The sequence below is a fragment of the Agrobacterium sp. CMT1 genome (assembly GCF_037203725.1).
In the GTDB taxonomy this organism is placed as follows: Bacteria; Pseudomonadota; Alphaproteobacteria; order Rhizobiales; family Rhizobiaceae; genus Agrobacterium; species Agrobacterium pusense.
In genome coordinates this window covers 180,700-207,138 of the sequence record NZ_JBBCAR010000011.1, presented here as the reverse complement: position 1 = coordinate 207,138, position 26,439 = coordinate 180,700, and the positions used below count along the sequence as shown (strand labels likewise).

General features: G+C 59.1%; 24 protein-coding genes. 9 read left to right on the top strand and 15 right to left on the bottom strand.

Annotation, left to right across the window (positions count from 1 at the left end; translation table 11 throughout):
• A complete protein-coding gene (locus WA845_RS14935) occupies positions 1 to 840 on the bottom strand; it encodes an ABC transporter ATP-binding protein (protein WP_006698709.1) in 840 nt (279 codons plus the stop codon).
• Positions 841 to 1,071: 231 nt separating this feature from the next.
• Between WA845_RS14935 and WA845_RS14930 the strand changes: the two genes are divergently transcribed.
• Positions 1,072 to 1,776, top strand: coding sequence for a GntR family transcriptional regulator (locus WA845_RS14930; protein WP_037090971.1), 705 nt, complete (start codon positions 1,072 to 1,074; stop codon positions 1,774 to 1,776).
• A gap of 23 nt (positions 1,777 to 1,799) precedes the next feature.
• On the opposite strand, the gene WA845_RS14925 is transcribed toward WA845_RS14930, so the two are convergent.
• Positions 1,800 to 2,198, bottom strand: a complete 399-nt coding sequence (locus WA845_RS14925; RefSeq protein WP_006698707.1) for a nuclear transport factor 2 family protein — start codon at positions 2,196 to 2,198, stop codon at positions 1,800 to 1,802.
• Between the two features lie 81 nt (positions 2,199 to 2,279).
• On the opposite strand from WA845_RS14925, the gene WA845_RS14920 reads away from it, so the two are divergent.
• Positions 2,280 to 3,518 (top strand): amidohydrolase family protein, encoded by a 1,239-nt coding sequence (locus tag WA845_RS14920; RefSeq protein WP_112555458.1) that lies wholly within the window; start codon positions 2,280 to 2,282, stop codon positions 3,516 to 3,518.
• A 110-nt stretch (positions 3,519 to 3,628) separates the two neighbouring features.
• Here the strand turns inward: WA845_RS14920 and glgX are convergent, their stop codons facing one another.
• The 3 genes from glgX to WA845_RS14905 all read right to left on the bottom strand — a co-directional run bounded on the left by glgX (position 3,629) and on the right by WA845_RS14905 (position 7,331).
• The gene (glgX, locus tag WA845_RS14915) at positions 3,629 to 5,704 is read right to left on the bottom strand and encodes a glycogen debranching protein GlgX (protein WP_112555460.1); all 2,076 of its coding nucleotides are present in this window, start codon (positions 5,702 to 5,704) and stop codon (positions 3,629 to 3,631) included.
• Positions 5,705 to 5,986: 282 nt separating this feature from the next.
• Positions 5,987 to 6,175 carry a DUF2934 domain-containing protein gene (locus WA845_RS14910; protein ID WP_004438121.1) on the bottom strand — a complete coding sequence of 63 codons (189 nt, stop codon included), beginning with the start codon at positions 6,173 to 6,175 and terminating at the stop codon, positions 5,987 to 5,989.
• Between the two features lie 319 nt (positions 6,176 to 6,494).
• Entirely contained in the window at positions 6,495 to 7,331 is an 837-nt protein-coding gene (locus WA845_RS14905; protein WP_006698704.1) for a helix-turn-helix domain-containing protein, read from the bottom strand.
• A gap of 134 nt (positions 7,332 to 7,465) precedes the next feature.
• Here WA845_RS14905 and WA845_RS14900 point away from each other — a divergent pair, with 134 nt between their 5' ends.
• Together WA845_RS14900 and WA845_RS14895 are read left to right on the top strand one after the other, a co-directional pair.
• Positions 7,466 to 8,500 carry a fatty acid desaturase gene (locus WA845_RS14900; protein ID WP_112555462.1) on the top strand — a complete coding sequence of 345 codons (1,035 nt, stop codon included), beginning with the start codon at positions 7,466 to 7,468 and terminating at the stop codon, positions 8,498 to 8,500.
• A gap of 20 nt (positions 8,501 to 8,520) precedes the next feature.
• Entirely contained in the window at positions 8,521 to 9,267 is a 747-nt protein-coding gene (locus WA845_RS14895; protein ID WP_162719236.1) for a phosphate/phosphite/phosphonate ABC transporter substrate-binding protein, read from the top strand.
• Positions 9,268 to 9,331: 64 nt separating this feature from the next.
• On the opposite strand, the gene WA845_RS14890 is transcribed toward WA845_RS14895, so the two are convergent.
• The 6 genes from WA845_RS14890 to WA845_RS14865 form a co-directional block, all read right to left on the bottom strand.
• On the bottom strand, positions 9,332 to 10,819 hold the full coding sequence (locus tag WA845_RS14890; RefSeq protein ID WP_112555466.1) for an HAL/PAL/TAL family ammonia-lyase: 1,488 nt from the start codon (positions 10,817 to 10,819) through the stop codon (positions 9,332 to 9,334).
• Positions 10,820 to 10,907: 88 nt separating this feature from the next.
• Positions 10,908 to 11,648 carry a histidine utilization repressor gene (gene hutC / locus WA845_RS14885; RefSeq protein WP_034498429.1) on the bottom strand — a complete coding sequence of 247 codons (741 nt, stop codon included), beginning with the start codon at positions 11,646 to 11,648 and terminating at the stop codon, positions 10,908 to 10,910.
• A gap of 100 nt (positions 11,649 to 11,748) precedes the next feature.
• Positions 11,749 to 12,663 carry an ABC transporter substrate-binding protein gene (locus tag WA845_RS14880; RefSeq protein WP_022563532.1) on the bottom strand — a complete coding sequence of 305 codons (915 nt, stop codon included), beginning with the start codon at positions 12,661 to 12,663 and terminating at the stop codon, positions 11,749 to 11,751.
• A gap of 61 nt (positions 12,664 to 12,724) precedes the next feature.
• Positions 12,725 to 13,396: an ABC transporter permease gene (locus tag WA845_RS14875; RefSeq protein WP_004438136.1), complete on the bottom strand. Its 672-nt coding sequence runs from the start codon at positions 13,394 to 13,396 to the stop codon at positions 12,725 to 12,727.
• Positions 13,393 to 14,043 (bottom strand): ABC transporter permease, encoded by a 651-nt coding sequence (locus WA845_RS14870; RefSeq protein WP_006698697.1) that lies wholly within the window; start codon positions 14,041 to 14,043, stop codon positions 13,393 to 13,395. The genes WA845_RS14875 and WA845_RS14870 overlap by 4 nt, the downstream gene beginning before the upstream one ends.
• Positions 14,040 to 15,152: an ABC transporter ATP-binding protein gene (locus WA845_RS14865; RefSeq protein WP_112555468.1), complete on the bottom strand. Its 1,113-nt coding sequence runs from the start codon at positions 15,150 to 15,152 to the stop codon at positions 14,040 to 14,042. The genes WA845_RS14870 and WA845_RS14865 overlap by 4 nt, the downstream gene beginning before the upstream one ends.
• A 645-nt stretch (positions 15,153 to 15,797) precedes the next feature.
• Here WA845_RS14865 and WA845_RS14860 point away from each other — a divergent pair.
• The 4 genes from WA845_RS14860 to WA845_RS14845 all read left to right on the top strand — a co-directional run bounded on the left by WA845_RS14860 (position 15,798) and on the right by WA845_RS14845 (position 20,608).
• Positions 15,798 to 17,417 (top strand): FAD-dependent oxidoreductase, encoded by a 1,620-nt coding sequence (locus tag WA845_RS14860; protein WP_112555470.1) that lies wholly within the window; start codon positions 15,798 to 15,800, stop codon positions 17,415 to 17,417.
• A 112-nt stretch (positions 17,418 to 17,529) separates the two neighbouring features.
• Positions 17,530 to 17,709: a hypothetical protein gene (locus WA845_RS14855; protein WP_006698694.1), complete on the top strand. Its 180-nt coding sequence runs from the start codon at positions 17,530 to 17,532 to the stop codon at positions 17,707 to 17,709.
• 78 nt (positions 17,710 to 17,787) lie between these two features.
• The gene (locus WA845_RS14850) at positions 17,788 to 18,645 is read left to right on the top strand and encodes an SDR family oxidoreductase (protein WP_034498416.1); all 858 of its coding nucleotides are present in this window, start codon (positions 17,788 to 17,790) and stop codon (positions 18,643 to 18,645) included.
• 181 nt (positions 18,646 to 18,826) lie between these two features.
• Entirely contained in the window at positions 18,827 to 20,608 is a 1,782-nt protein-coding gene (locus tag WA845_RS14845) for a thiamine pyrophosphate-binding protein (RefSeq protein WP_112555472.1), read from the top strand.
• 162 nt (positions 20,609 to 20,770) lie between these two features.
• Here WA845_RS14845 and WA845_RS14840 read toward each other — a convergent pair whose 3' ends face one another.
• The 3 genes from WA845_RS14840 to WA845_RS14830 form a co-directional block, all read right to left on the bottom strand.
• Entirely contained in the window at positions 20,771 to 21,085 is a 315-nt protein-coding gene (locus WA845_RS14840; RefSeq protein ID WP_112555474.1) for a plasmid stabilization protein, read from the bottom strand.
• Between the two features lie 348 nt (positions 21,086 to 21,433).
• Entirely contained in the window at positions 21,434 to 23,029 is a 1,596-nt protein-coding gene (locus tag WA845_RS14835) for an EAL domain-containing protein (RefSeq protein WP_112555475.1), read from the bottom strand.
• A 454-nt stretch (positions 23,030 to 23,483) separates the two neighbouring features.
• Positions 23,484 to 24,332, bottom strand: coding sequence for a LysR family transcriptional regulator (locus WA845_RS14830; protein WP_044459754.1), 849 nt, complete (start codon positions 24,330 to 24,332; stop codon positions 23,484 to 23,486).
• A 103-nt stretch (positions 24,333 to 24,435) separates the two neighbouring features.
• Between WA845_RS14830 and WA845_RS14825 the strand changes: the two genes are divergently transcribed.
• Complete coding sequence (locus WA845_RS14825) at positions 24,436 to 25,770, top strand: aspartate aminotransferase family protein (protein ID WP_112555479.1); 1,335 nt, start codon at positions 24,436 to 24,438, stop codon at positions 25,768 to 25,770.
• Positions 25,771 to 25,800: 30 nt separating this feature from the next.
• Here the strand turns inward: WA845_RS14825 and WA845_RS14820 are convergent, their stop codons facing one another.
• On the bottom strand, positions 25,801 to 26,427 hold the full coding sequence (locus tag WA845_RS14820; RefSeq protein ID WP_112555481.1) for a GDSL-type esterase/lipase family protein: 627 nt from the start codon (positions 26,425 to 26,427) through the stop codon (positions 25,801 to 25,803).
• Between the last annotated feature and the right edge of the window lie 12 nt (positions 26,428 to 26,439).

Below are 26,439 nucleotides of genomic sequence, written 5' to 3'. Positions count from 1 at the left end.
TCAGGCTCCCTGGATGGCGGTGTCAGACCGGGCATCGATGATGAGTTCGCGCAGGCGCTGGTTGAGCGCGACGAAATCGTGCTCGAAGGTCATTTCGATTGTGCGGGGGCGCCGGAAATCGACGGGGCTATCATCGATAATGCGACCGGGCCGCGCACTCATGACGCAGATGCGGGATGCCAGGAAACCTGCTTCCTTCAGGTCATGGGTGATGAGCAGGACGGTCGGCTTGCGCTTCATCCAGAGCGACTGCATCGTGCCCCATAGTTCTTCGCGGGTAAATTGATCGAGCGCGCCAAAGGGTTCGTCGAGCAGAAGCAGGCTGGGTTCGTGAACGAGCGCTCGGCAGAGATTGGCGCGCTGGAGCATTCCACCGGAGAGCTGCCATGGGTAATGGCTGGCGAACTTGTCCAGGCCGACATCTGCAAGCAAGGCGCGGACCCGGTCGCGGAATTCACCGTTTTTCTTCGCTCGGTATTCGGCACGGAACGGCTTCACGATCTTGAGTGGCAACATCACGTTGCGCTCTATCGTCAGCCAGGGAAGCATGGTCGGGTTCTGGAAGGCCATGCCGATGCGTAGCGCCTTGGCGCCAACTTCTCGCCCGCCAACGATGACCGCGCCCCTGGTCGGCTGCAGCAGGCCGGCGGTAAGCCGCATGATCGTTGACTTGCCGCAGCCGGAGGGGCCGACGAGTGCCACAAATTCCCCGTCGGCAATGCGCAGATTCGTCTCTTGCAGCGCAACGACTGCCTGTTCCTTGCGGCCGAAGGAAACCGCGGCTTGCGAGAGCTCCACGGCGGGAGCGGCGGATGTCGTCAGTTTAGGCACAGTCAGCATTAGGTCACCGTGAAAGCGTTTCGATAACTGTATGCAATATACGTGCCAACATACATGCATGTTCAATTGTCTTGTTCTGCATGCGATATCTCCGGCGTGTAAAATGAATGCACTAATTGTATGCATGTGTTTTGGGCATTTTTGATTTGCCTTGCATTTAAATGCGGCAGCGCGCCGAGTTGATTTTCCCCGTCGCCTCGCTTATCGATTGGCCGTAGAAGAGGGTTGGCAATGACCGGCAGTAAACGTTCGGTAAGAGGTGAAGGGGATCGCGTCGCAGCGATTTGTACGGCTCTGCGCCGTGCCATCATCGAGCGGGCGCTGCAGCCGGGTGACCGGCTGCCGGAGGATGCGCTCGGTGAGCGGTTCGGTGTCAGTCGCACTATTGCCCGTCACGCGCTCGGCCAGCTTGCGGCCGAAGGTCTCATCGACCTTCGGCGAAACCGTATCGCCGTGGTCGCTACGCCATCCTTCGAGGATGCACGGGATATTTTTGACATCCGCCTTGATCTGGAAAAGCAGGTGGTGAGACGTCTCGCGGGCAAGTTGACGGACGCGCAGGCCAAGCAGCTGAGGGCAATCGTTGAGGCCGAGCATGAGGCCCGGCACGGGCCTGAAGGCGCTTCGATCCGCCTCGCCACAGACTTCCACGTGCTTCTGGCAGAGATGACCGGCAAGCCTATCCTGATCCGATATGTCACGGAAATCTGTTATCGTGCAGGCCTGTCGCTTGCTGCCTTCGGGCGGCCACACTCCTCCGACTGCGCGGTCAGCGAGCATCTTGACCTGATCGAGGTGATCCGCACCGGGCCGGCGGAGAAGGCTGAGGCGATGATGGTCGAGCATCTCGAGGCGGTTGCCTCGCGGGCGCTGTTGCAAAGCTCAGGCGCCAAGCCACGCGACCTGATGGATATCCTGGCGCCTTATGCAGACTGAAAGGAGCCGGGCTCCTCTGACGTTTAGCGGGCGACGGATGGGTCGAGTATCCATTCGGCGCTGTCGTTCCAGACGTCTGTATCCAGGATCAGGCCGTCACGCACGGTGAATCGGTCGATATATCGGTTGTTGTCGAAAGGGGTGCCGTCCGGCCATTCGCCGTAGAGATAGCCGAGGCTATAGATGATGGTTTCCGTTTCGCCAGGCACGACGTCGTAACGCTCGATACGCTTCTTCACCCATTTATAGCGAGCCGCGTTGAAGTCGGTTGGGCCGCTCGGTGTGTCAAAAAGCCGATTGCCGGTAAAGCGGCAGATGAAGCCCGGGGCGACATAGGTCGCGGCGCGAGCAGGATCGCGCGCCATTGAAGCAGCGAGATAATCCTTCACCGATTGCAGATCGCGTTCTGTTGCCTCGTTCATGGGAACCTCCAAATCTGTTGCGAATGTTTCTTCAAAAGTGCATACAGTTATTGTTACGCAAACTACCCGTCGAGTTGCAATATGTCATTTCAAGAATCCTTCGATCTTGTGCTGCGCGATGCACGCGTGAACGGATGCGCCGCGCTGCAGGATATAGGCGTCACCAATGGCCGCATTGCCGCTATTGGTCAGATCGCGACGGGAGCAGGCCGGAAGGATGAGGCAGTCGGTGGGAGGCTGGTGCTGCCGGGTTTCGTCGATACCCATGTTCATCTCGACAAGTCGTGCCTCTTGTGCCGTTGCAGCGATGCAGGAGGCGGGCTGAAGGGCGCGATTGCCGCGGTTGCCCGTCTGAAGCGGGACTATACGGTCGAGGACGTCTATGCCCGCGGAGCCCGGACGATAGAGATGGCAATTGGCAAGGGTACGATGCACATGCGCACCCATGTGGAGGTTGATCCGCGGGCGGGCTTGCGCAGTTTCGAGGCGATGAAGCGGTTGAGACAGGATTATGCTTTTGCACTTGATCTTTCCATCTGCGTGTTTCCGCAGGAAGGGCTGACCAATGATCCGGGCACGGAGGAATTGCTCGAACAGGCGCTTGTCGAAGGTGCGGACCTTCTCGGCGGCTGCCCCTATACCGACAGCGATCCGTCCGGCCAGATGGAACGGCTTTTCGCCTTGGCCGCGCGACATGACGTGGACCTGGATTTCCATCTGGACTTTGACCTCGATCCAAGCTGGGGGCATCTTGAGGAGATTTGCGATCGGACGGAAAAGGCCGGTTGGGGCGGGCGGGTGGCTGTCGGCCACGTGACAAAGCTTGCAACCATGAACGAAGCAATATTTGAACGTCGGGTCGCGCGGTTGTTCCAAGCGGGCGTCGCGGTAACGGCGCTGCCTTCGACCGATCTCTATCTGAACGGCCGGGAAGCCGGTTTTCGCGCCATGCGAGGCATAGCACCCGTGCATATCCTCAAGGATCGGGGTGTCACGGCATCGATCGCCAGCAACAACATACTCAACCCGTTCACGCCCTTTGGCGACTGTTCACTTCTGCGCATGGCCAATCTCTACGCCAATGTGATGCATCTCGGGCCGGAGGATTTCGCGGCCTGCCTGGATCTCGTCTCGGAGGATGCAGCCCGGCTGATGCGGATCGACGGTTACGGGCTGGTTGTCGGCGCGATGGCCGACATCCTCGTAATGGAAGGCGAAGACGAGACCGAGGTCTTCGGCGGGTTGGGCGAGCCGGTCATGGGTTTCAAGCGGGGGCGCAAGAGTTTTGTCAGGCCAGCCGCTACGGTGCTCCGGCCTTGACATTTTTGGAGCACCGCTGCGTCGTTCTGGTTCTCCTCCGACCTGCGGTCCCGGTGGGCCGGCGCCGGCCCCAAACAGGATACTATCCTGCGAAGCGCTCTTATTCCGCTTTAAGGTTGTTTTCCCGCACGCAATAGCACGAGGCTACGGTCGATCAGAACATATTCGGCGGCTTCGATTTTTCGGTCAGTCGCTTCGGGATCGACTGTCGTGAGGACTTCCACCCATCCTCCGCTTACCTCCGGAAGAGCGAATGGAACGGACCCGTCATGGGGATTGAACAGGATGAGGATATCATCCCAACCTTCTTCCTCATCGTGATCGCGGCCAACACGCAGCCCGATGGTGGTGGCGCCGGGATCATCCCATTGCTCCCGGGTCTGCTCGCTGGCCGCCGGGTTGTACCACGTTATGACCATTCCGTCGCGCCAGTCGTCGCGCCTCAAAATCGAATGTTCGTGACGCAGCGAAATCAATCTGCGGGCGAAATCGCGCAGTTGTGCGGCGCTTGCGGGTAGATCCTCCCAATGCACCCAGCTCAGTTCGTTATCCTGGCAGTAGGCATTGTTGTTGCCCATCTGGCTGCGGCCAAACTCGTCGCCAGCCAGAAGCATCGGTGTTCCATGAGAAAGAAAAAGCGTCGCAAGAAAATTTCGCTTCTGACGGTCGCGGAGAGTAATCACTCCCTCGTCATCGGATGGTCCTTCCACGCCAAAATTAAAGCTTCGGTTGTCCCCATGACCGTCCTTGTTATCCTCGCCGTTCGCCTCATTGTGCTTGTCGTTGTATGAAACGAGGTCGTTGAGCGTGAAGCCGTCATGCGCTGTCAGGAAATTTACGCCGGACCAGGGACGACGGCCGCGCAAGTCATAAACATCGCCGGAGCCGAGGATACGGGCCGCGAAATCCCTGGTCGTGCCATCCCTGTTTCTCCAGTAATCCCGCACGGTATCGCGGTACTTGTCGTTCCACTCGGCCCAGCCTGGCGGAAACCCACCGACTTGATAGCCGCCTGGCCCAATGTCCCATGGTTCTCCAACAAGCTTCAGACGTGACAGCACGGGATCCTGCCCGACGGCATCGAAGAATCCGCCGCGCTGGTCGAACCCTTCCGGCTCGCGTCCCAGGATCGTGCCGAGATCAAATCGGAACCCGTCGATCTCCATCTCCTGCGCCCAGTAGCGCAACGAGTCCGTAACCATCTGCAAAACGCGCGGGTGGGAAGTGTTTACCGTGTTTCCGGTGCCGGTGTCGTTGATGTAGTAGCGCGGCTCGTCCGGCATTGTGCGATAATAGGAGAAGTTGTCGATGCCTCTGAAAGAGAGGGTTGGTCCCATCTCATTGCCTTCGGCGGTGTGATTGTAGACGACGTCCAGGATGACCTCGATCCCGGCACCATGAAAAGCGCGAACCATGTCCCGAAAGCCCTGGATGCCCCGCGGACCCATGTAGCGGTTCGCCGGAGCGAAGAAGGCAAGCGTATTATATCCCCAATAGTTTTTCAGACCTTTTTCCAGCAAATGGGCGTCGTCCGGAAACCAATGTACCGGGAGCAGCTCAATGGAGGTAACCCCCAGACTTTTGACGTAGTCGACGATCTCTTTCTCCCCAAGGCCCTCAAATGTGCCTCGGAGAGCTTCCGGAACAGCGGGGTGAAGCTGCGTGAAACCCTTGACGTGGGTCTCATAAAATATTGTCTTCGACCAGGGGACGTCGGGGCGCTGTTGACCCCTCGGCGCGTCGGACCTGGCGACCACGCGAGCCTTTGGCACAAACGGCGCGCTGTCAGTGTCGTCGAAGGACAAGTCCTTGTCCGGACTGTCTGTCACGTAAGCAAATTGCGGCTGCCCCCACTCTATGTCGCCCACGACTTCGCGCGCATAGGGATCGAGCAGAAGCTTGTTAGGGTTGAACCGGTGCCCGCTTTCGGGTTCGAACGGCCCGTAAACGCGGTAACCGTAAAGTGCGCCTTCTTTCAGGCCCGGTACATAGCCGTGCCAGACCTCGTTGGTGTATTCTGGAAGCTCGAGGCGTTCAATCTCCGCGGTCCCATCGCTTGAAAACAGGCAGAGTTCCACCCGCTCCGCATGGGCGCTGAACAGCGCGAAATTCACGCCATCTCGGTCCACAGTCGCGCCGAGTTGACGGTGGTCACCGGCGAGAATACGGGAGTTTCTGCTGATCATGGATGCCTCTGGAAAACGGGTGGGATCTTGCGGGTGAGTGGAGACGCGGTGTTTTCGTCGCATGAGAAACACAAATGCGTCAGGAACGTTCCCTCCCGTATGGCGACAATCTTGCAGCCAGAGGCATGGGCCATTCGGTTTCGCGAGTGAGTTATCCGATGTCGGCCGGAACAGACAAAGACCGACGGGCGCTGGTATTATCGCCCCGGAGATGAGCGACTGTTCAGGACGTTGCGCCGCTCCTGAACAGTCTGGCAGTTTTGTGGTGAAATCGAGCTTCTGTTACGTTTGCGGTGACAGGTTTTCCTCCGCTGCGCCGTCCGGGACCGGGGCGTCGACCGGACCGAATTCACTTTCCCACTCGGCACTTGCGGCATGCCACTGCTCTTCGTCCTGACCTTCCGGACGACCGGCCTGCTCCCACAGTTCGTAAGCGCGCTTCGAAATCCATTCCTCGCGATCGGTGCCCATTTCATTCTCCCTTTGAGGTGTGAAGCAATATTGTCCTGCCCCAACCTTCGCCACCAACGAAAGTTCCGGTCGCGCCGCGTGGGCATCAGGCAACCGTCACCATTGTTGTCCGCGAATATGGCGATCTCACTGAGGCGGATGACGCGCCCGGTATTGTGAGAACAGGAAGAGCCCCGGAACGGCGGAAGCAGCCGGAGCGTATGAGGATGATCCCAAAGGCGGGTATAGCGTGAACGACGCGGCGGCTCAGTCCGGATTTAGATGGCGTTGCAGACCTTGTGTCGGATGATTTCTGGACGGCGGATGCCGAGGGCTCGCTTCACGAAACTTCGAGCGTCCTGACGAAGTCGGCAGTCTGATGCGCGTGAACACGCGTGAAGCGGATCAACTCATCGAAGTGCCGCTGCATCTTTCGGATGGATTCAGCATTGTTCAGCACGAGATACATGCCGCCGACGAAAATCGCAGCGCGTTGCGATCCAAAGATCGTGTAGGGCACAGAAAACCGTTCTTTCTCATTGAACAGGAACAATCTGAACGACGGATAGAGTTCATTGATCAGGTTTGACATGTACTGAAGCTGCTCCGCACGTATCTCCCTTTTCAGTCCCCGCCACATGCCGCTCCCCTGGGCAAAGGCCTCAAGTGTCTCGCGTGGCATACACACTTCCATGTCCGTGCCGGGTTGACGATTGTAATCGAGCCTGAATGCCGTTTCGCTTGCTTGCGCCTTGACGCTTTGATGTGCGGATCTCGCCTCGAATGCGATGATCTGTGGCGTGCGGAGCAGGTCGGGAATACGGGCCGGCACGTAGCGTATCTTGGAGCCCGCGGCCTCTGCATGCCACTTCATCAGGAGGGTGTCGGTGTAGTCTTCGCCACCTTCCTCTATCTCGAAGCTCGGGCGCAGTTCGCCCATCAGCCCCGGATCGTGCGAAATGCCAAGCAGCCAGTCCAGTGAAACGGAATGACGTTCGGCAATATTCAGAAGCGTTTCAACGCGCGGCAGCCGCGCCGAGTCGCTTGATAGAAGCTGCGACAGAGCCGACCGGTCGATCCCGATCTCGGCTGCAAAGGCCGAATGACTTAATCCAGAGCGGGAAACCAGCTCCGTCAGCCTGATGCGAAACAGGTTGGAAAGCGCGCGCTTGTCCACTTTTCACCTCATTGTTTACAATTGTCACAATATTCTACTTTTTGTGATCAAAATCAACGGTTGGTAACCATGATCCCGTTGTGTACCGCGCCCTGGGGTGAAAATCTCTCATTACATTCTAATCGAGGGATATTATGAGTGACATTGCTAGTGAATCCAACGCAGTAAGCCGGCCTCGCCCGAAGTCGCTCAGGATCGAGTGGCCGACAATAGGATTGCTGATCGTCTGTTATGGTCTCTGGGCCGGCGCTGGTTACGTCCTCTATCCGCTTTATCCGTTTGCAGCGCTTGTCGTGATGGGCATCGCTATCGCGTTGCATTCATCACTTCAGCACGAGGTGCTGCATGGGCATCCGACCCGCAACGCAAGGCTCAATGAAGCGCTGGTGTTTGCCCCGCTTGGGATTTTCTATCCCTACCGCAGCTACAAGCGGACACATCTGCAGCACCATGCGGATGAGCGGCTGACGGACCCGTTCGATGACCCGGAAAGCTATTACCGCGCCATGGGCGACTGGGAGACTTTGCCTGGATTTTTAAAGACATTGCTCGGATGGAACAACACGCTTATTGGACGCCTTCTGATCGGTCCGCCGCTGATGGTCGTCGGATTCACGATATCGGAGTGGCGAAAGATCGCCAAAGGTGACCGGCGGGTCATCTATGCCTGGGTTCTGCATATGGCTGGTCTCATTCCCACGTTGCTGGCCATATCCCTGCTGTGCGGTATTCCGCTCTGGCAATATATCGGTGTCGCTGCCTATCTCGGCATTTCCATCATCGCCATCCGCTCCTATTGTGAGCACCAGTGGGCCGAGCGGCCGGACGGGCGGACGATCATCGTCGAGAACTCCGTTCTGGCCCCCCTGTTTCTCTACAACAACCTGCATTTCGTGCATCACAAGCTGCCGACTGCGGCGTGGTATAAGCTGCCATCGCTTTATAAAGCCAGACGCGCCGAATGGCAGACGATGAACGAGGGCTATGTTTTTGCCAATTACTTCGAGGTTTTCCGCGCTTTTGCATTCCGTGCGAAAGAGCCGGTAGTGCATCCCGTATTGGGACGGCCCGAATTGGTTCCCGCAACAACGGCCGTGACCTATGTGCCAACTGATTTCGTAGCCTACGTGATGCCCGATAATTCCTTGGGATCGGACGCCTCGACGTGACCTTGATAGCGGCGCTGCCGATGTATGACTGGCCGGAATTGCGTGCTGAGACCGATGCCGTGTGGGCGGGAATGCGCGTAAGATTTCTTGCGCAAGGCATCGATGCTCCCGAGCGCCTTGTCCGGCGCAACTCAGATATGCCGCCCGTTCCCGGTGGCATTCGTGATGCGGCAGGATCCGTCATCGCTCCGGATCCTGCCACGCTTGATCCTTTCTCCCTCGATCTCGCAGTCTTGTGGCGCCATCCAAACCTTCTCGTTTCCCAGACATGCTGGGGTCCTATGGAGCTTGGCCTCGAAGAACACGTCGAGGTCATCGGTCAGGGCAATTATGACGGGATCACAGGCGGCGCGGGTGCATTTTACTCAAGTGCCCTCATCGCCCGGATTGGTGAAGGCGGCTACGACGTCGCCCCGTACGAGGAAGGCGAGGCAATTCTGCCGCTCGGATTTTTCAGTCAGAAAAGGCTGGCGTTTAATGAGCACCGGTCCCTGTCCGGTTATCTCAGCCTCAAACGCGATTTACAGGCGGCCGGTCAAGGCCTCGATATGTTCCGGGAACTGGTTGAGACTGGCTCGCACCGCGCTTCGGTGATTGCCGTTGCCCACGGTGATGCCGATATTGCCGCGATTGATTGCAAATCCTGGATGATTGCCCAACGATATGAGCCGGCAGCAGCAGGCCTTCACGTTGTCGGCTGGACCGCGCGGCGCAGAGGCCTGCCCTTCATCCGCGCTAAGGGTATGGATATTAAACTCGCGATGTGACGGAGAAGCTGGAAACAGTGTGGCCGTCAATCGGTTTTGCATGTGCCTGTAGCGCCGCCTGATATCAGTTTGGCGGCGTGTTTTGCGACATAAGGGATCGGATAGCCTCGATGTCCGCCGAGGGCGGCCGGTCATCCGAGTAAGGGGCGACATGGGTGCGGAGCAGGCCGTAGAGCGCGTCGGTACCGGGCGCCCTTGCCGCAACGGATTGAATGAAATCATGCGCCTGTGTCGCCGCCATCCATTCTATCGACAGGATATATTCGGCATTTTCGATAATTGCGAGGAGCTTGTTGGCGGCGGCGGTTGGATGGGCCAGGAAGTCTTCTTGCAGAGCGGAGGTCAGCCCGCCATCGGTGGAAGCGGGCGCCGCAAGGCGCCGGTTTTCGTTGGACAGCGCAGCTGCGGTATATTGCGCGATCATGAAACCGGAATGGCTGCCGGGATCGGAAGCGAGAAATGGAGGAAGCCCGCTCACCAGAGGGTTGACGAGCCTGTCAATCCGCCGTTCGCTCATCGCCGCGATCTGGGAGAGTGCGATGGCAAGACTATCGGCTGCCTGTCCAAGGGCCGGGGCCACCGCGTGAGCCTGCGACCATACGATGGGCTCTTCCGGTGACCCGGCGAGCGCCGGATTGTCTGTCACGGAGGCCAGTTCTCGGTCGATGATGGTCGCGCAGCTATCGAACACATCGCGTGCGGCGCCATGCGCGTGGGGAACGGCGCGCAGGCTGAGGGCATCCTGTGTGCGCTTGCCAAGCGACGCTTCGATGAGACCGCTGCCTTCAAGACGCGTCCTGAGGGCTTTTCCCACCGTTGCCATGCCCGGTGAGGAGCGTAGCGAGAGCACGGCTTCTCCGAAGGCCGACATCTGGCAACCGACCGCTTCCAGCGTCAGCGCGGCAATAGCATCCGCCCAATCAAGCAGCCGTGCTGCGCGTGCCAGAGCGACACTGGAGAGGCCCGTCGCACATGACGTGCCATTGACGAGGCTCAAACCTTCCTTGGCGCCAAGAACGAGCGGTTGAAGGCCCATTTCCGCCAAAGCGTCCCGACCGCTGAATGATTTGCCACCGAGCTTTGCCCTGCCTTCGCCAATCAACACGAGCGCAATATGGGCATTATGTATCAAATATCCGGCTGACCCTTTTGAGGGCACATCAGGGATACAGTCGCATTCCAGGAACCTCGTCAGATGGGCAACGATCTTCCTGCGGACACCGGAGTAACCATGGGCGAAATTGGCTATTTGTGAGGCAATGATTGCGCGTACCTCGTGACGGCCAAGCAATGGGCCGACACCGCAGGCGTGACTGAGAACGATACTGCGGGAAAGCTTTCCTTGGGCAGCGCGATCGACCACCGTGTCAGCCAGAGCGCCAACACCGGTGTTGACGCCATAGGCACGGATACCATTTTCAACGATGCCGTCGACAATTCGGCTTGCCCTTTCGATCCGCCGGTAGGCTTCGTCCGAAAGGACGAGATGATCGCCTTGGCTCACAAGGGCGACATCGTGCCAGCTCAGGGCCTTGTCCAGCATGACCGTCATGAGGTTCTCCTCGGGGAACGCCGTCTAGACGGAAGACGACGACATTGTGTTGCCATTGACTGATCCGGTTTGTACGCCTGCCTGTGTATCAGGTGCTGTACAGGCGGTAGCGGCTTCCGGGATAGAGCAGGCGCACCGACGAGATGACGCCAACGTCAGACCATGTCCGGCGTCGCACCAGAAGGCAGGGCTCTGCTTTGGAGATCGCCAAAAGCTTGCATTCCCAAGGCTGCGCCGTCACGGCCTCGATATGTTGTTCAGCCCTGATGATCGGTGCCACGGCGGTGAGATAGCCGTTCGGCGTTCTGGTGCTGAAGTCCTGATTGACGTAATCCGGGACGATCCCGTGGTTTACGAAACGATCTTCGATCTGCATCGGGACGGAATCTTCCGCGTGGACGATAATCGAATGAGCAACCGTCGCGCCCACATCGACAGAGAGCGCTTCGGCGAGTTCGGCATCGCATGTCTCCATGCGAAGCAGAACGATCTTTGCCGTATGAATGCCGCCATTCTGGTTGATCTCGTCGGCAATATTGGGAACACTTTGGAATTGGGACGTTCGCTTTTTACTTGCAACGAACGAGCCTTTGCCTCGGACACGAACCAGAAATCCTTCGTCCGCGAGTTCGCGCAGCGCCCGGTTGGCGGTCATGCGGCTGACACCGAGCATGTCCACCAGTTCATTCTCCGATGGTACACGCTGGCCGATCGACCATTCGCCCGTTTCGACGCGGCTGCGAACGTAGTCCTTGAGTTTGACGTAAAGCGGCGGGGAAATTGCCGCTTCATCCTGCCGATTTTCGACCTGTTTCTTTACCGTGTGCATGGGTTCCAAGTCGCTTGGTCGTCACAGCCCGAAATCTCGGCGTCTGACATAGGGAAATGCATGTATGCGGGTATGGGTGTGCCATACCCGCAAATGATGGTCAGTTCAACTTGTGGGCCGTGAGCCACTCTTCGGCGACGACGTCGAAGCTGTCATGATTGGCCAGTCGACCGTTCATGACGATGAGATCCTTGGTGGTCAAGGCTGCGGATACGGCGTTGAGCGTCGTTGTTACGACATCGCTGACTTTTGGCGTCGCGATAACCGGGACGATGTTCTGTGCCGGGAAGAGGTTCTTCACATCTTCAAGAATGATGAGATCATTGGCGGCAATGGCGGGATCCGTCGAGAAAAGGTTTGCCGCCTGTACCTGATCGTTCACCAGCGCAGACAGCGTCAAGGGACCGCCGACATCGAGCGACTTGAAGGACTTGAACTCCAGGCCGTAAATGTCCTTGAGGCCGATGATGCCTTCTTTACGGGTTTTCCATTCCGGCGGACCGCCGAGCACCAATTCTGAGGCGACCGGTGCCAGATCGGCAATTGTCTTCAGCTTGTATTTCTCGGCGGTTGCGCGTGTCACGGCGACGCCGTCCGAGTCCTGTGCTTCAGATGGCGTCAGCATCGACACGCCCTTTGGCAGAGCGGCCTTGAGCGCAGCCGCCACGTCCGCCGGTGCGTGCGCGGTGGCGTTTTTGTCGAGATAGCTCAGCGTCGCACCCGCATATTCGGGCAGGAGATCGATCGAGCCGTCGAGCAGGGCAGGGATGTAGACCTCACGGCTGCCGATGCTGAGTTTCGTCTCCACCTTGATGCCCTTTGCAGCAAGCGCCTTGGCGTAGATGGTCGCCAGAAGCTGGCTTTCGGGGAAGTCGGCAGAGCCGACGATGATGGTCGAGGTGTCCGTTCGCGCCGCCGGAGCCGCGCCCAGCGGGTCGGTCTGGCCGAACGATGTGGTCGCCGAAAGCGCCATGAAGGCCAATGCGCCAGCGGCTTTTAAAATCCTGAATGCCATGCAGCTGCTCCTCTTGTTTTTTACTGGGTGAAAATGCGTCGGTCTTTCGGGCATGTCGCGCCTAATGGCGGCGCGTCAGTCCGGGTGAGATCGTCAGCTTCGAGATGATGCCTATCGTCAGGTCGACGGCCAGCGCCAGAGCGCCAACAAGCACGGCGCCCGCTGCCATCTGATAATAGTCGTTTTGCGCCCGCCCATCGATGATCAAGCGGCCCAGTCCGCCGAGTGACACGTAAGCGGCGATCGTTGCGGTTGAAATGATTTGCAATGTCGCGCTGCGCAGACCGGAAAAGATCAGCGGCAGTGCGCATGGCAGTTCCACGTCGAAGAGAATGTCGAGCGGGCGTTTGCCCATGCCGCGCGCCGCATCGACCGCGGCCGGATCAACCGCCGCCACGCCGGCATATGTGCCATTCATGATGGGCGGCACCGCCAGAAGCACCAGAACGACGATGCTGGGGAGAATAAAGGCCATGTCTGACGAAAAGACGGGTCCGAACAGGATTACCAGCAGAACGATCAGGCCAAGGCTCGGAAGTGCACGCAAGGCATTGGCAAGACCGGCGATCAGGAAAACGCCACGGCCGGTGTGTCCGACATAGAGGCCGACCGGCAGGCCGATCAGGCACGCAAAAAAGAGGGCGATGGAACTATACACCAGGTGCTGCACAATAAGCGCGAAGACACCGTCATTGCCGGTCCAGTGTGCCGGGTTTGAAAACCAGTCGATCATCTTTCAGCACCTCCAGCCTGCCAAGGTGTGAGACGACGCGCGATGAAAAGCACAATGCCATCCAGAAGGACCGCCAGAACAATACACAGGATAATGCCTGCAATGATCGGTGTCAGAAAGCGCAGTTGCAGTCCCTGTGTGAAAAGCAGGCCGAGCTGGGGTGTCCCCACGAGCGCCGCGACCGAGACGATGCTGACATTCGAAACCACGGCTACGCGCAGGCCCGCTGCAATCACGGGAACGGCGAGGGGAAGTTCGACGAAGAGCAGACGGTGCATGGGGCGATACCCCATGGCATTTGCGGCCTGGACAACATCCGGCGACACCGACTCCAGTCCGTCGCTGACGGTTCGCACCAGAAGAGCCAGCGCATAGATCGTCAGCGCGACGACGACGTTCAGAGGATCGAGGATGCGTGTACCCAACACGAGCGGCAGAAGGACGAAGAGCGCCAGCGAAGGAATGGTGTAAAGCAGCCCGGCTGCGCCGAGCATTGCAGAGCGAAAAAGACCTGCCCGCTGCGCGAGCCATCCGAGGGGCAGCGCCAGGATGAGTCCGATCACAACGGGGATGACGGAAAGCCATACGTGCCAGGCGAACAGTTCGGCGATGCGGCCGGATTCGCGGTATAACCAGTCGAACCTCATGACCTCGTCCCCTGACGGCCGTTGCGCGCGGCCTCAATCGCGGCCACAACATCAGGCAAGGTCACAGTGCCAACGAGTTCGCCGGACGGCCTCACAATAACGCCCCGGCCTGAAGGTGAACTGAGCGCCGCGTCGAGGACGTGGCGCAGGCTGCTCCCCTCGACAGCGAGGGTCCCGCTGAGATTAAGGTCGCCTTCGCGCACGGTATTTCCGGTGCTTTCAACGTCCACCCAGCCGAGCGGACGATTTGCGGCGTCGGTTATCAGGACCCAACGGTCTGTGGCAATCTGACGGAGTGACTCGGGACTGGTGCCGAGGGGCGCCGTCGGCTCCTTGCCGAGAGAAATGCCTTCCTTGAACTCGGCGAAACCGAGGATCCGGTAGCCGCGATCGCGGCCGATGAAGTCTGCGACGAATTCATCCGCCGGCCGCGCAAGCAACTCCTGTGGCGTGGCAATTTGCGCCAGCGTACCGCCGGTGCGCAGCACCGCCACCTGGTCCCCAAGTTTCAGTGCCTCGTCGATATCATGTGTCACCATGATGATGGTTTTGCCGATTTCGCGCTGAAGACGCAGGAATTCATCCTGTAACTGCGCGCGAACGACCGGATCGACCGCACTGAAGGGCTCGTCCATCAACATGAATTTCGGATCCGACGCCAAAGCCCGGGCAACGCCAACACGCTGTTGCTGTCCACCGGATAGCTGCCACGGGTACCGATCGGCAAAGGCAGCCGACAGTCCTACGCGCTCCAGCAGATCGTGCGCGGTGCGAAGCGCCTGCTGCTTGGGGGTGCCGTTCAGGCGCGCTGTCGTCGCGATATTCTGCACCACCGTTCGATGGGGAAAGAGACCAGCGTTCTGGATGACGTACCCTATCCGACGCCGCAGCAGCGCTACGTCCATCTTGTCCGTGGGTTCGCCGTCAAGAAGGATCGACCCGGACGAAGGCGTGATCAGCTGGTTGATCATGCGCAGCGATGTGGTCTTGCCGCAGCCTGAGGGGCCAACGAAAATGGTCAATTTTCCTGTCGGCGCGGTGAGCGACAACCTGTCTACAGCCGTTGTCGCGCCACGATAATGCTTGCTGACCTGATCGAACGTTATCACGCACACAATCCTCTGTAGCCGGGGTTTTTGACCACCCTCTATTGCTGCCCTCAAGTTGTCTATACAATCACGAAGCTTTCGATTTCGCAAGCGGGTGTGCCTAAAGATTTCGCGTGTCGCGATTTTGATAATTCTTTGGGCGATTTGCGTGGGGTGTGGGGAACGTGACCGTTTGAAATTGAAAGAGAAATCGCCCCGCACTGTCTTTCGCCCAAGTCGGTGGAAAGGGGGCTGCCCCAGTTAGCAATCACGATGTCGAGAAAAAATTCTGCGCGGGCTGAGCGCGGGGCGACGGTTAACGCTGGCTTCGTTTCGGAAACTCAGCGGCAGACATGTGTGTTGCCGGTGAATGATGCCGCTCGCACCGTTCCCGTAGATAAGCCGCTGGAAGCTCGCGCCCGGGTCGTGGCCCGTTGGCTGGAACGGCGCGGCTTTGAAATTGCTCTTCATCTGCATGGTTCCGAAGCCGCTGCCGCATTAGCTCTTCTCTCGCACTCGGGTTTGCGTCCCGCGAGCTCTCTGGCTAGCCTGTACGGCGCTCCCGCCCGGGGGGCGAGTGGCGCGAAGTGAACGGTGAAAACTTGGCGTTGCAAGGCACCCCCCACCTTCCGTTAGTGTGGAAATGATCCGTGGAAGCGAGGGGTGATGGTCGAATACAATCCGGGCGCGTCTTCGATATCGTTTCAGGTTTGCGTTATTGGGGCGGGGCCGGTCGGGCTCGCGCTTGCCTTTGCCCTCGAAAGACAGGGCGTAAGTGTTCTGCTGGTGGAGGCGGGCCGAAATGGTCATGATGGACGGCTTGCCAGCATTACAAACCACCACCATGCGCCTCTGGCTTCTTCAACGGCAGGAGGGCTTGGCGGGACCACGTCACTGTGGGGCGGGCGTTGCGTGCCGTTCGATGACATTGACTTTCTCGAGCGTGCGCATGTTCCCAATTCCGGGTGGCCGATCGGTCATGAGAGTATAAGCCGCTATTATGCCGATGCCCTGCACTTTCTGAATGTCAGGGCTTCGGCTCTGTCGCCGGGCGTCGGTGCTTCACCGGCGGGAGATATCCATCTTGACTCTATCGAGTGGTGGAGCAGCCAGCCGGACCTTGGCGTGACATGCCGGGAGCGAATTGAAAAATCCCGTTTGATACATTTTCTTTCGGATACATCCGCAACGACAATCGATGTCGACGCCACGGGGGCGGTTACGGATGTCCGGCTCAGCAACGGGCATGGCGACATGCGTGTTCCGGTAACGATGCTTGTGCTGGCCTGCGGCGGCGTGGGCAATGTCCGCTTGCTTCACGAACTACGCAAGAAACAGCCCGAGCGTATTTCTCCGACGCTCGGGCATTATTATCAAGGCCATCTCACCGGTTATATTGCCGTGATCGAGCTTGAGAATGACGCCACGGTGGAACAGCTGTCTTTTCAAAGAGCGCCTTCCGGCGGAATTTTCCGTCGAAGGTTCCAGCTTTCCGGGGATGTCCAGCAGCGTCTGGGTCTGCTCAATTCCGTCTTCTGGCTTGATACCATCTCCATATCGAACGCGATTCACCATTCTGCCGGTCTTTCCGCCCTCTTTCTCGCCCTGCAATTAACCGGACTTTATGGTCTGCTGGCCAAGGGCAAGGCCGCAGGGTCCCGCCTGAGCACAGGCGTTCGTTATCGCGAGCATTTCCGGAATCTGGTCCCTACATTGTCGGCTTTTCGCGATCTGCAGGCCACAGTCGGCCAGCTCCTCCGCCGCCGCGATCGCAATAAACCGCTCGTGAATCCGGCACGGCGCTATCTCCTGCGTTATCACGCAGAGCAGATACCTGATCACGCCAGCACGGTTCTGCCGCCTCCCGCCGGCGTGGAAGATCGGCCCGCCGCTGTTGCGATAGACTATCGGGTCAGCGAGGAAGATCTTGAGTCGATCGAAAAATCCCATGCCTTTTTGGATCAGTGGCTGCGGGAAAATGGGGTAGGGAAGCTCGACTTTCTACACCCCTCTTCGGAGCGGCGGCAGGCTCTTCGTGTTCAGGCCTATGACGGGTTCCATCAGATCGGCTTGACCCGGATGGCCGCAACAGCCGATGCGGGCGTGGTCGACAGTGACTGCAAGGTCCACGGTATCGCCAATCTCTATGTCGCCGGGAGCTGCGTGTTCCCGACGGGCGGGCACGCCAATCCCACCTTGCCGGCCGTGGCGCTTGCCATGCGGCTTGCCGACCATCTGGGCCAAAAGCTCAAGGGCCGCGAGCCAGCGTTCCACGCCGGTCCCTGAAATACGTCCTCACGAAATGTTAAATCTCGGAACTCCTTTCGGGCCGCGCAGTTCGACTGGTGCGGGCCATGAGGCGCGCGAGTGATAAATCACCAACATGAGGAGACATACCATGGCAAATCAGGGTGGTACGCACGAACAGCACGTGAAAGCAGGCCAGCAGAGCCATAAAGGCAGCGATAAGCGTTCGCAGTCTGCATCGGCCTCCGGCAGCGGTGACAACGGCAAAACCCGCGGCGGCACGCATGAGCAGCATGTGAAGGCCGGCCAGCAGAGCCATAAAAACTCCTAGTGACTACCGATAGCCGAAAGATCCCCGCGCACGCCGCGGGGATTTCTTTGTTTATTTTGTGAAAGACAGGAAAGCTCCATGACCGGTTACCCGCAGCCCCCTTTTCCAGAACAGCAACAGAAAATCCCAGGCCGTACCAATGAGATGTCACCTGTTCCTGATCATGGTGAAAAGACCTATGTCGGGTCTGGCCGACTGGAAGGAAAAAAGGCGATCATTACCGGCGGCGACAGCGGTATCGGACGGGCAGTCGCCATCGCTTATGCGCGCGAGGGCGCCGATATATTGATAGCGTATCTCGACGAACACGATGACGCTGAAGAAACGAGGCGTCTGGTGGAGGAAGCCGGACGCAGGGCGGTTCTGGTGGCGGGCGACATCCAGTCATCCTCCCATTGCCGCCAGATTGTCGAGAAGGCCCGTACGGAACTGGGCGGCATCGACATCCTTGTCAACAACGCGGCCCATCAAAACACCTTCACCGAAATAGAAGACATCAGTGACGACGAGTGGGAGATGACTTTTGCCGTCAATATCCACGCAATGTTCTACCTGACAAAGGCAGCCGTTCCACATATGAAGGCCGGGGCGGCAATCATCAACACCGCCTCCGTCAATTCCGACAGTCCCAATCCGACTCTCCTTGCTTATGCGACCACGAAGGGCGCGATCCAGAATTTTACGGCTGGCCTGGCGCAGCTGCTGGCGGAAAAAGGCATCCGGGCGAATGCGGTCGCGCCCGGTCCGATCTGGACACCCCTCATACCGTCCACCATGCCCGCGGAAAAAGTAGCCGAGTTTGGCAAGCAGGTGCCGATGAAGCGCCCGGGCCAGCCGGCCGAATTGGCGACAACCTATGTCATGCTGGCTGATCCTCTTTCGAGCTATGTGTCCGGCGCAACCATAGCCGTGACCGGCGGCAAGCCGATCATCTGAACCCGGTGGGCAAGCCGTGTGGAGGGGCGCGTGCCTGGGCGACGGGTCAGCTGCCTTGGGGCTCGCTTCGGCCGCGGCGATGACCCCGACAGCGTCGTATCGTGGAGCCGAATACGACTCTCTTGGAAAATGAGCATCCCGACGGCAATCGGTGGGGTGCGACAGGAGCGAGGAACGGACAATGACCACAGCAGCCGATATTCTGGTGGAGACATTGATCGAATGGAACGTCGATACCGTCTTCGGTCTTCCGGGCGATGGTATCAATGGCGTGATGGAAGCGCTGCGCAAGCGTCAGGACGCCGTAAGGTTTATCCAGACCCGGCATGAGCAGTCTGCGGCCTTCATGGCGACGGCCTACGCCAAATGGACGGGAAAGCTGGGGGTCTGTCTCGCGACCTCGGGACCCGGCGGCACCAATCTGCTGACAGGCCTCTATGATGCCAAACTCGATCAGGTTCCTGTCCTTGCGATCACCGGGATGCAATATCATGACCTAGTCGAAACCTTTACGCAGCAGGATGTTGACCTGACACGGGTCTTTGAAGATGTCAGCGTCTACAATACTGTTGTCAGCGACGCGGCACATATGGAAAATGTCGCCAGCCTTGCCTGCCGCACCGCTCTCGCCCGCCGCGGTGTGGCGCATCTTTCGGTCGCCAACGACACGCAGGAGAAGCCGGCCGAAGAGGAAGGCCGATCCCGGCGAAACCTGCCGAGGCACGTTCCGAATGAATGGTTCTCTTACCGCCACGAACCCGCTGACAATCTTGTCCGAGAGGCCGCTGGCTTGCTCAACGACGGAAAAAGGGTGGCTATCCTGGCCGGGCGCGGTGCTATCGAAGCGCGCGACCAGCTGAAGCAAAGCGCGGAACTGCTGGGCGCACCGGTGGCGAAGGCGCTTCTCGGCAAGGCGGCCTTGGATGATGACGACCCATACACCACCGGCGGTATCGGTATCCTGGGCACTGCACCATCCCAGGAAATCATGAAAAACTGCGACACGTTGCTGATTGTCGGATCGACTTTTCCCTATATCGAATTTTACCCTGATCCCCGGGCAGTCAAGGCAGTCCAGATCGATCTCGACCCGCAACGCATTGGGCTTCGTCATCCGGTGCAGTGTGGCCTTGTGGGCGATGCGGGCGACATATTGCGCCGCCTGAACGCCATGCTGGACAAAAAGGGCGACCGGTCTTTTCTTGAAGCCGCACAGGACCAGATGCGCGGGTGGCGTGATCAGATGGCGCTTCTCACCTCGGACCGCTCGCACCCATTGAAGCCACAGCCGGTGGCTCATGCCTTTGGGCGACGCATGGGTTCGGACGCAATGCTCGTGACCGACTCAGGCCAGAATACCGAGTTGGCGGCGCGCCACATCGATCTTAGGACCACAAACGCCTTTTCCGTTTCGGGTGCACTCGCCTCGATGGCCTCCGGTTTGCCCTATGCCATTGCCGCAGGGCTGGCGTGTCCCGGCCGACATGTGCATGCGGTTGTGGGCGACGGCGGCCTTGCAATGCAACTGGGCGAATTTTCCACCGCCGTGCGGCATCGCCTGCCGCTCAGGATCCTGGTCATATGCAATGGAATGTTGAACCAGATCGCCTGGGAGCAGATGATGTTCCTCGGCCACCCGCAATTCGCCTGCGAACTCGCGCCGATCGACTTTGCCGCGGCGGCAGATGCAATGGGGGGAAGAGGTTTCACGATCTCCACATTTGATGAGATCGAGCGGGTTCTTGACGAGGCGTTCGCGGTGGAAGGACCGGTCATTATCCAGGCCAATGTCGATAGATACGAACCGATGATGCCACCGAAAATGCCGAAGGATTACGCAGCAAACTTCAAGAAGGCTCTACCGGAAACCTCTGGCCATCAGCGGATCGAAGAAAACATCGCGCGCGAACCGCTGCTGACGATGATGCGGGGCGGAGAGAACGCTGAAACCGACGGGGACTGATCGGTGCCGGTTGGGAAGGCAGGTGACCGCCCTTGGCTGATTGTTCAGCCACGCAAGCCTCCTGAACGGTTTCCCCGGCATTCATGTTGCACGCATCGGATGTCATGACGTCATGGACGTCATCAGCGCCTCTGGTTGGCGAACACACGATCGGTTTACGGTTCAATGGTGTGCATGCTGTTCATTGCGCTTGCGGGTGGCCGCAGCCTTCTTGGCGGAGGCGGACCGTTCGGCCTTGGGTCTCGCAGCCGCGGCCTCGCCGCCCTTGCGGCCACCCTTTTTCGATGGCGCGTGGTTTTCCGCGTGTCCGCGGCCGGCGCCGGATTTCTTGCCACCGCCGCTCTCCTCGTTCACCGTGGCCCAGGCCCTGCGTTCGGCCTCTTTTTCGGGTACGCCACGATCCTCATATCCTTCTTCGATATGTTCGGCCTTGCGCTTCTGCTTGTCCGTGTAGGACGATTTGTCGCCGCGAGGCATCGCGTTTCTCCTGTTGTTGAACCGCCCCTAACCCGCCTCGCCAGATGATGTTCCCGCCGGCTGAGGTTCGCGCTTTTCTCTCAGGGTATCAATTGCTGCCCCTGGGATGCGGATGAAGTCAAAAAACGCCTGTCAGGGAACAATTGCCGCAGTGCCCGGTTCGAGAGCGGCCCGTCCGATGGGCTGTGTGGCCAAGCGCTCCGAAACTGCCCCTGGCTTGGTCACCGTGGACGACCTCCCCAACTGGCCTCCTCCAAGATGCTTTTGGGGAGGTCTCTTTTTGAGATATTGCAGTTTCAACCTGTGTTGCCTGCCAGCCCGGGATTCGACCTCGCACACGACCATGTCCTACTTGCCCGCCGCCTTGATGATTTCGGGAGAGGCGCCGTATTTCTGCTTCGTGTGACGGTGGTAGGCAAGGAATTCGCTGGCGGGAAGCGCTTTCGCAAACAGCCATCCTTGACCGAAATCCACACCCTGACCTTCCAGATAGTCCCGCTGGTCTTCCGCCTCGATACCTTCTGCCACGGTGAACAGGCCAAGCGCTTTCGCCATGCCGATGATGTGTGATGTGACCGAACTCGTTGCGGTGTCTTTGCCCACCGTGTCGACAAAGGATTTGTCTATCTTCAACGCGTCCAGGGGAAGGCCCTGCAAATATTGAAGGCTGGAGTAGCCGGTTCCGAAATCGTCGATCGCCACCGAATGGCCGCGCTGGCGCGCCTCGGCAAGAGTGACCTTTGCCGCGTTGATGTCGATGAAGCCGCGCTCGGTGGCCTCAAGCCAGATCTGCTCGGGCCGGATGTCCGTATGCCGAAGCTTGCTGGCGATGACCGCGAGAACACGCCCAGACTTGATATCGTCGGCGCAGAGATTAATGGCGATGTGCAGGGTTCGGTCCTCGACAAGCACCTTGCGAAGATCGGCAATGACGGCGTCGATGACCTGATCGGTGATCGGCATGATCAGGCCGCTTTCTTCCGCCAGGGGGATAAACAGGTCGGGGCGGACAAGCGTACCGTCCGGCCGCCTCCATCGCACCAGCGCTTCCGCCCCCACGCAGATGCCCGTCTTCAATTCCACGATCGGCTGGTAATGAACGATGAATTCCCGTTTGCGAACGGCGATCTCGAGCTCCGCGAGTGGCGACAGGCGCCTCTTCGACAACCATGCCACGATGCCGACCACAAAGGTCGCGACAATTGCCCCGGCGGGAAGAAACAAGATCCGTTCACGCCGCACCTGCTCTGCGACGTTGGAACGTGGCTCCATCGCAATCGCCACCAGATCGTCACGGCGGCTGACAGCATAGATGGTGTCTTCCGTCATGCCCTTTTCGGGCTTGCCGAGCGGTGCCGGCACCAGGGCGCGGTCAGGTGCATTCAGTTCATTTATCAAAATGCCCCGGTCGTTCGTAAGAGCCAGGGACATGCTGTCATCCATGAGGATGTCGACAAAACGCGAGGGTTTGACAAGTGCGCCGTGCGCGCCGTGGTGAAGGGCGATCATCCGTGTGCCGCGACTGGCGCTTGGCTCCACGCGAATAGCCACCTCTAATCCCTGCCCGGTCGTAAAATCGATCGGCGATTGGCGTATCGTTTCCTGGGTGGCTCCCCAGGAGGTGCATTTCAGGACGCCGTTTTCGAAATATCCGATTTCTTCCACTGAGGGTGCATTTATCGTCAGTCTGCGCATCAGTTCTATGTGGTCGTTGGAACAGGAAGGCAAGCGGGCAGCCTCCACCTCATCGAGCGCATTCTCTGCGTCCCGGAACGTGTCCGACGCCCGTTGAATAGCCTGATCGGCAAGCGTCTTCAAAATGTCCTGATCCTTCCTGACCGCGATGATCCATGATGCGTAGGCCATGGTGGCGATCGGTATCATCGCGCCGAGAAGCCCCAGAATTATTCCAGTCGTGATGACGCGGTTTCGTCTTGTTTCCATCACCGGTCCCTCGGCATGTGCAATGCTGGCCCCATAGCCATCAACCCCATGAGATATTCCTGCCGCAGATGGTCGCCTGCCGACGTGCACCCGGAAGGGGCGTCCGAAGGTTTGACCAGATGGCTGCCCTGATCGCTGGATACACGTTTTCGTTGAGCGGGTCTTGATCCGATCTGATCCCTCGACGCAATTTCCAAGCTCTGTCGGAGTTATCTCAACGATCCGGCCTGCCGTTACGCCGGATTCTTACGGGTGGTTTCTCGGGCTTTGTTAAGGGTCGCTGTTCATCTGAGGTTCATGTGCAGGAGGCGAATTTGTCTCCGGTCGCTCCGCCTAGCGGCACGATAGAGGCTCGTTGTTTGAAAAGAACAACGGGCCTCTTTTGGCTCTCGGGCAAAACTGCATTGCGTTCATCCAAAAGCCGCGCGAATGCGGTGGCCTTGGGTGGAATGTTTCAAGGGGTCAACCTTGGAAGAACGGCACGGATGTGGTCACCCAAGGCCCTGGCTGCAGGGGAGCTCTGCGGGCCGGAGCATTCGATTGCTATGCCGATTGTCGGCAGCGGAGGCAGCCAGCTTTTAACGACGTGCAGATCCGGTGGAACAGCGGTTCTCGTGAGCACGCTGATGGCATGGCCGGATCGCGCAATTGCGATGAGGCCCGCTAGGCTGTTGCTGGCAAAGGCGATCCTGTAGCGGCGATTGGCTGTTTCCATGGCGTTGCACGCCGCGCGATGATCCAGCGTCGCCGGTGCCGAAAGAGCGAGCGGCAGCACATCCTTGGCAAGAAGTTCCGTGTCCGGCCTGTCCGCCACCCAGACGAAGCTTTCCCTTCGAAGAACCTCGGAGTGATCCGGTTCCGAGCGCGAAACCAGCGCCATGTCGATCTGACGGCGCTGAAGGAGAGGGCGCAGCTCTATCGTCGGCGCGCAGACCATACGCAAATCCACTTCCGGATAGGTGGCGCAGAAGCCCCTGAGCAATTCGGGAAGAAAGGCGATGGAATAATCTTCGGGACATCCGAGGCTAACCGTGCCCTGGACGGTTGCGCCGTTCATGTCGGCGAGGATTTCGTCATGACGAGCAAGCAGGGTGCTGGCATGGGCCAGCAGTTTTTCGCCCGCCGCCGTCACCCGTACGCCCGCACCGGTTCGTTGCAGCAACGGTTGCCCCACCTGTTCTTCCAGCCGCTGCATCTGTGTGCTGAGCGCCGATTGCGTGCGCCCCACCTGCGTCGCTGCGGTGCTGATGGAGCCTGCGCGGGCAACGGTGACAAAGTTCTTCAGGAGTGTGAGATCAAGCATGGCGATATCAAAATTATCTATATCCGCTTGAAATACTATCAATTGGACTGTCGCTGCAAGAGCCTGTTATCGTCCGGCAAAATCAAACACAGGGAACCTCGGCATGGACGATCTTTCGAAGAACTTCACATCGTTGAATGAGGAGCCGGCCTTCTGGGCGGCGGCCAACAGACATCTCACCCGTTATGGGCCTGCCTTCGAGGAGATCATTGTTGAGCGGGCCGAGGGGAGTTTCGTTTATGATGCGGATGACCGTGCCATCCTCGATTTCACCTCCGGCCAGATGAGCGCCCTGCTCGGGCACACCCATCCCGACATCGTCGCCACCGTCAACCGGCAGATGGCGTCGGTTGCGCATCTGTTTTCCGGGATGTTGTCCCGTCCCGTGGTCGAGCTCGCGGCGAGGCTGGCAGCCCTCGCGCCCGGTCTCGACCGGGTACAATTGCTGACCACGGGCGCCGAATCCAACGAGGCGGCCATCCGTATGGCGAAGCTCGTCACCGGTGGTCACGAGATCGTCGCTTTCGCCCAGAGCTGGCACGGAATGACCGGCGCAGCGGCTTCCGCGACCTATAGCGCCGGCCGCAGGGGCTATGGCCCTGCAACGGCTGGCTCGCTCGTCATCCCCGCACCGAACGCCTATCGTCCGCGTTTCAGGAATTCTGATGGATCGAATGACTGGAAGGCGGAGCTTGATGACGCCTTCGAACTGATCGACCGCCAGTCCACCGGCAATCTTGCCGCTTTCATTGCCGAACCAATTCTGTCGAGCGGTGGCATCCTCGAATTGCCCGTCGGCTATCTTGCTGCCCTCAAGAAGAAGTGCGTCGAGCGCGGCATGCTGCTCATCCTCGATGAAGCCCAGACAGGGGTCGGAAGGACCGGGCACATGTTCGCCTTTCAGCAGGATGGCGTTACACCCGACATCATGACGCTTTCAAAAACGCTGGGCGCCGGCCTCCCGCTCGCCGCGGTAATGACCAGCGAGGAGGTGGAGCAGAAAGCCTTTGAGAGAGGTTTTCTCTTCTATACGACGCACGTGTCGGATCCGTTGCCTGCGGCTGTCGGCGTTACGGTTCTCGACGTGGTGGCCCGCGATGGCCTTGTCGCGCAGGCAATCGCCCGTGGCAACCGCCTGAAGGAAGGCCTTCTTTCACTTCAACAGCGGTTCGAATGTGTCGGCGACGTGCGCGGCCGCGGGCTTCTGCTGGGGCTTGAGGTCGTGGCCGACAGGCATACGAAAGCGCCCGGTTTCGAGCTGGGCGCCCGCATCATGCAGGAGGCGATGCTGCGAGGGCTCAGCATGAACATCGTCAAACTGCCCGGCATGGGCGGTGTTTTCCGCATTGCGCCGGCGCTCACCGTATCCGATGCCGAGATCGACCTTGGGCTGGAAATACTGGCGGACTCAATCGAATCCGCCCAGGCGACGCGGTAGCATGTCGATGCCGGGCTTCTTTCCTGAAAATCAGGCGAGAAGCGCCGGCGTCTTCCGAAGTGCCTCCGCCCAGACCGCGTAACCTGCGGTATTAAGGTGAACCAGATCGGGAAGATAATAGCGGAACATCGGCAGGCCGTTTTCCCCCATAAGGCCGGCATTCGGGTCCAGCCAGACGGCGTCGTTGGAGTTTTCGCACCAGTCCTGCGCCATGCGGTTGAAAAGGTCGAATTCGCCACGATAAATCCAGCGCGCGGGGCTGTGCTTGATGGCCAGAACAAAAACCTGCGTCTGCGGCAGCTTCTGCAGGATGCGCTGTCTGAGCGCCTGCAGATGTTGCAGCGCCGTGGCCGCCTTTAAGCCATCGCTGGCTATGTCGTTCTCGCCGAAATAGAGCGCCACTCTCCGGGGTCTCAGCGGCAGCAGGAGTTTTTCCATGTAGTGAACGGCCGAGAGGCAGGTGCCGCCGCCAAAGCCGAGATTGACGATGTCGAGCGTGCCCAGATCCTCGGCGATGGAGTTCCATATCCGGAAAGATGAGGAGCCATAAAAGGCAATCGGGTCCACCGGCAGCCCGAGTCGCTGAAGGCGCGTCAGGATGGTGAGGATATCGTTTTCGTGACGGCTGGTGCCGATGCTGGCCGGATAATCGTACATGTTGGTCCCTGG

Bases quoted from the DNA above. Each gene is read 5' to 3' on its own strand.
- WA845_RS14825 (WP_112555479.1), top strand. From the start codon at position 24,436: ATGGACGATCTTTCGAAGAACTTCACATCGTTGAATGAGGAGCCGGCC.
- WA845_RS14890 (WP_112555466.1), bottom strand. From the start codon at position 10,819: ATGACGGTCATGCTGGACAAGGCCCTGAGCTGGCACGATGTCGCCCTT.
- WA845_RS14900 (WP_112555462.1), top strand. From the start codon at position 7,466: ATGAGTGACATTGCTAGTGAATCCAACGCAGTAAGCCGGCCTCGCCCG.
- WA845_RS14840 (WP_112555474.1), bottom strand. From the start codon at position 21,085: ATGCCTCGCGGCGACAAATCGTCCTACACGGACAAGCAGAAGCGCAAG.
- WA845_RS14875 (WP_004438136.1), bottom strand. From the start codon at position 13,396: ATGATCGACTGGTTTTCAAACCCGGCACACTGGACCGGCAATGACGGT.
- WA845_RS14935 (WP_006698709.1), bottom strand. From the start codon at position 840: ATGCTGACTGTGCCTAAACTGACGACATCCGCCGCTCCCGCCGTGGAG.
- WA845_RS14845 (WP_112555472.1), top strand. From the start codon at position 18,827: ATGACCACAGCAGCCGATATTCTGGTGGAGACATTGATCGAATGGAAC.
- WA845_RS14910 (WP_004438121.1), bottom strand. From the start codon at position 6,175: ATGGGCACCGATCGCGAGGAATGGATTTCGAAGCGCGCTTACGAACTG.
- WA845_RS14895 (WP_162719236.1), top strand. From the start codon at position 8,521: ATGTATGACTGGCCGGAATTGCGTGCTGAGACCGATGCCGTGTGGGCG.
- WA845_RS14930 (WP_037090971.1), top strand. From the start codon at position 1,072: ATGACCGGCAGTAAACGTTCGGTAAGAGGTGAAGGGGATCGCGTCGCA.
- WA845_RS14860 (WP_112555470.1), top strand. From the start codon at position 15,798: ATGGTCGAATACAATCCGGGCGCGTCTTCGATATCGTTTCAGGTTTGC.
- WA845_RS14830 (WP_044459754.1), bottom strand. From the start codon at position 24,332: ATGCTTGATCTCACACTCCTGAAGAACTTTGTCACCGTTGCCCGCGCA.
- WA845_RS14850 (WP_034498416.1), top strand. From the start codon at position 17,788: ATGACCGGTTACCCGCAGCCCCCTTTTCCAGAACAGCAACAGAAAATC.
- WA845_RS14820 (WP_112555481.1), bottom strand. From the start codon at position 26,427: ATGTACGATTATCCGGCCAGCATCGGCACCAGCCGTCACGAAAACGAT.
- WA845_RS14880 (WP_022563532.1), bottom strand. From the start codon at position 12,663: ATGGCATTCAGGATTTTAAAAGCCGCTGGCGCATTGGCCTTCATGGCG.
- WA845_RS14855 (WP_006698694.1), top strand. From the start codon at position 17,530: ATGGCAAATCAGGGTGGTACGCACGAACAGCACGTGAAAGCAGGCCAG.
- glgX (WP_112555460.1), bottom strand. From the start codon at position 5,704: ATGATCAGCAGAAACTCCCGTATTCTCGCCGGTGACCACCGTCAACTC.
- WA845_RS14925 (WP_006698707.1), bottom strand. From the start codon at position 2,198: ATGAACGAGGCAACAGAACGCGATCTGCAATCGGTGAAGGATTATCTC.
- WA845_RS14835 (WP_112555475.1), bottom strand. From the start codon at position 23,029: ATGGAAACAAGACGAAACCGCGTCATCACGACTGGAATAATTCTGGGG.
- hutC (WP_034498429.1), bottom strand. From the start codon at position 11,648: ATGCACACGGTAAAGAAACAGGTCGAAAATCGGCAGGATGAAGCGGCA.
- WA845_RS14870 (WP_006698697.1), bottom strand. From the start codon at position 14,043: ATGAGGTTCGACTGGTTATACCGCGAATCCGGCCGCATCGCCGAACTG.
- WA845_RS14920 (WP_112555458.1), top strand. From the start codon at position 2,280: ATGTCATTTCAAGAATCCTTCGATCTTGTGCTGCGCGATGCACGCGTG.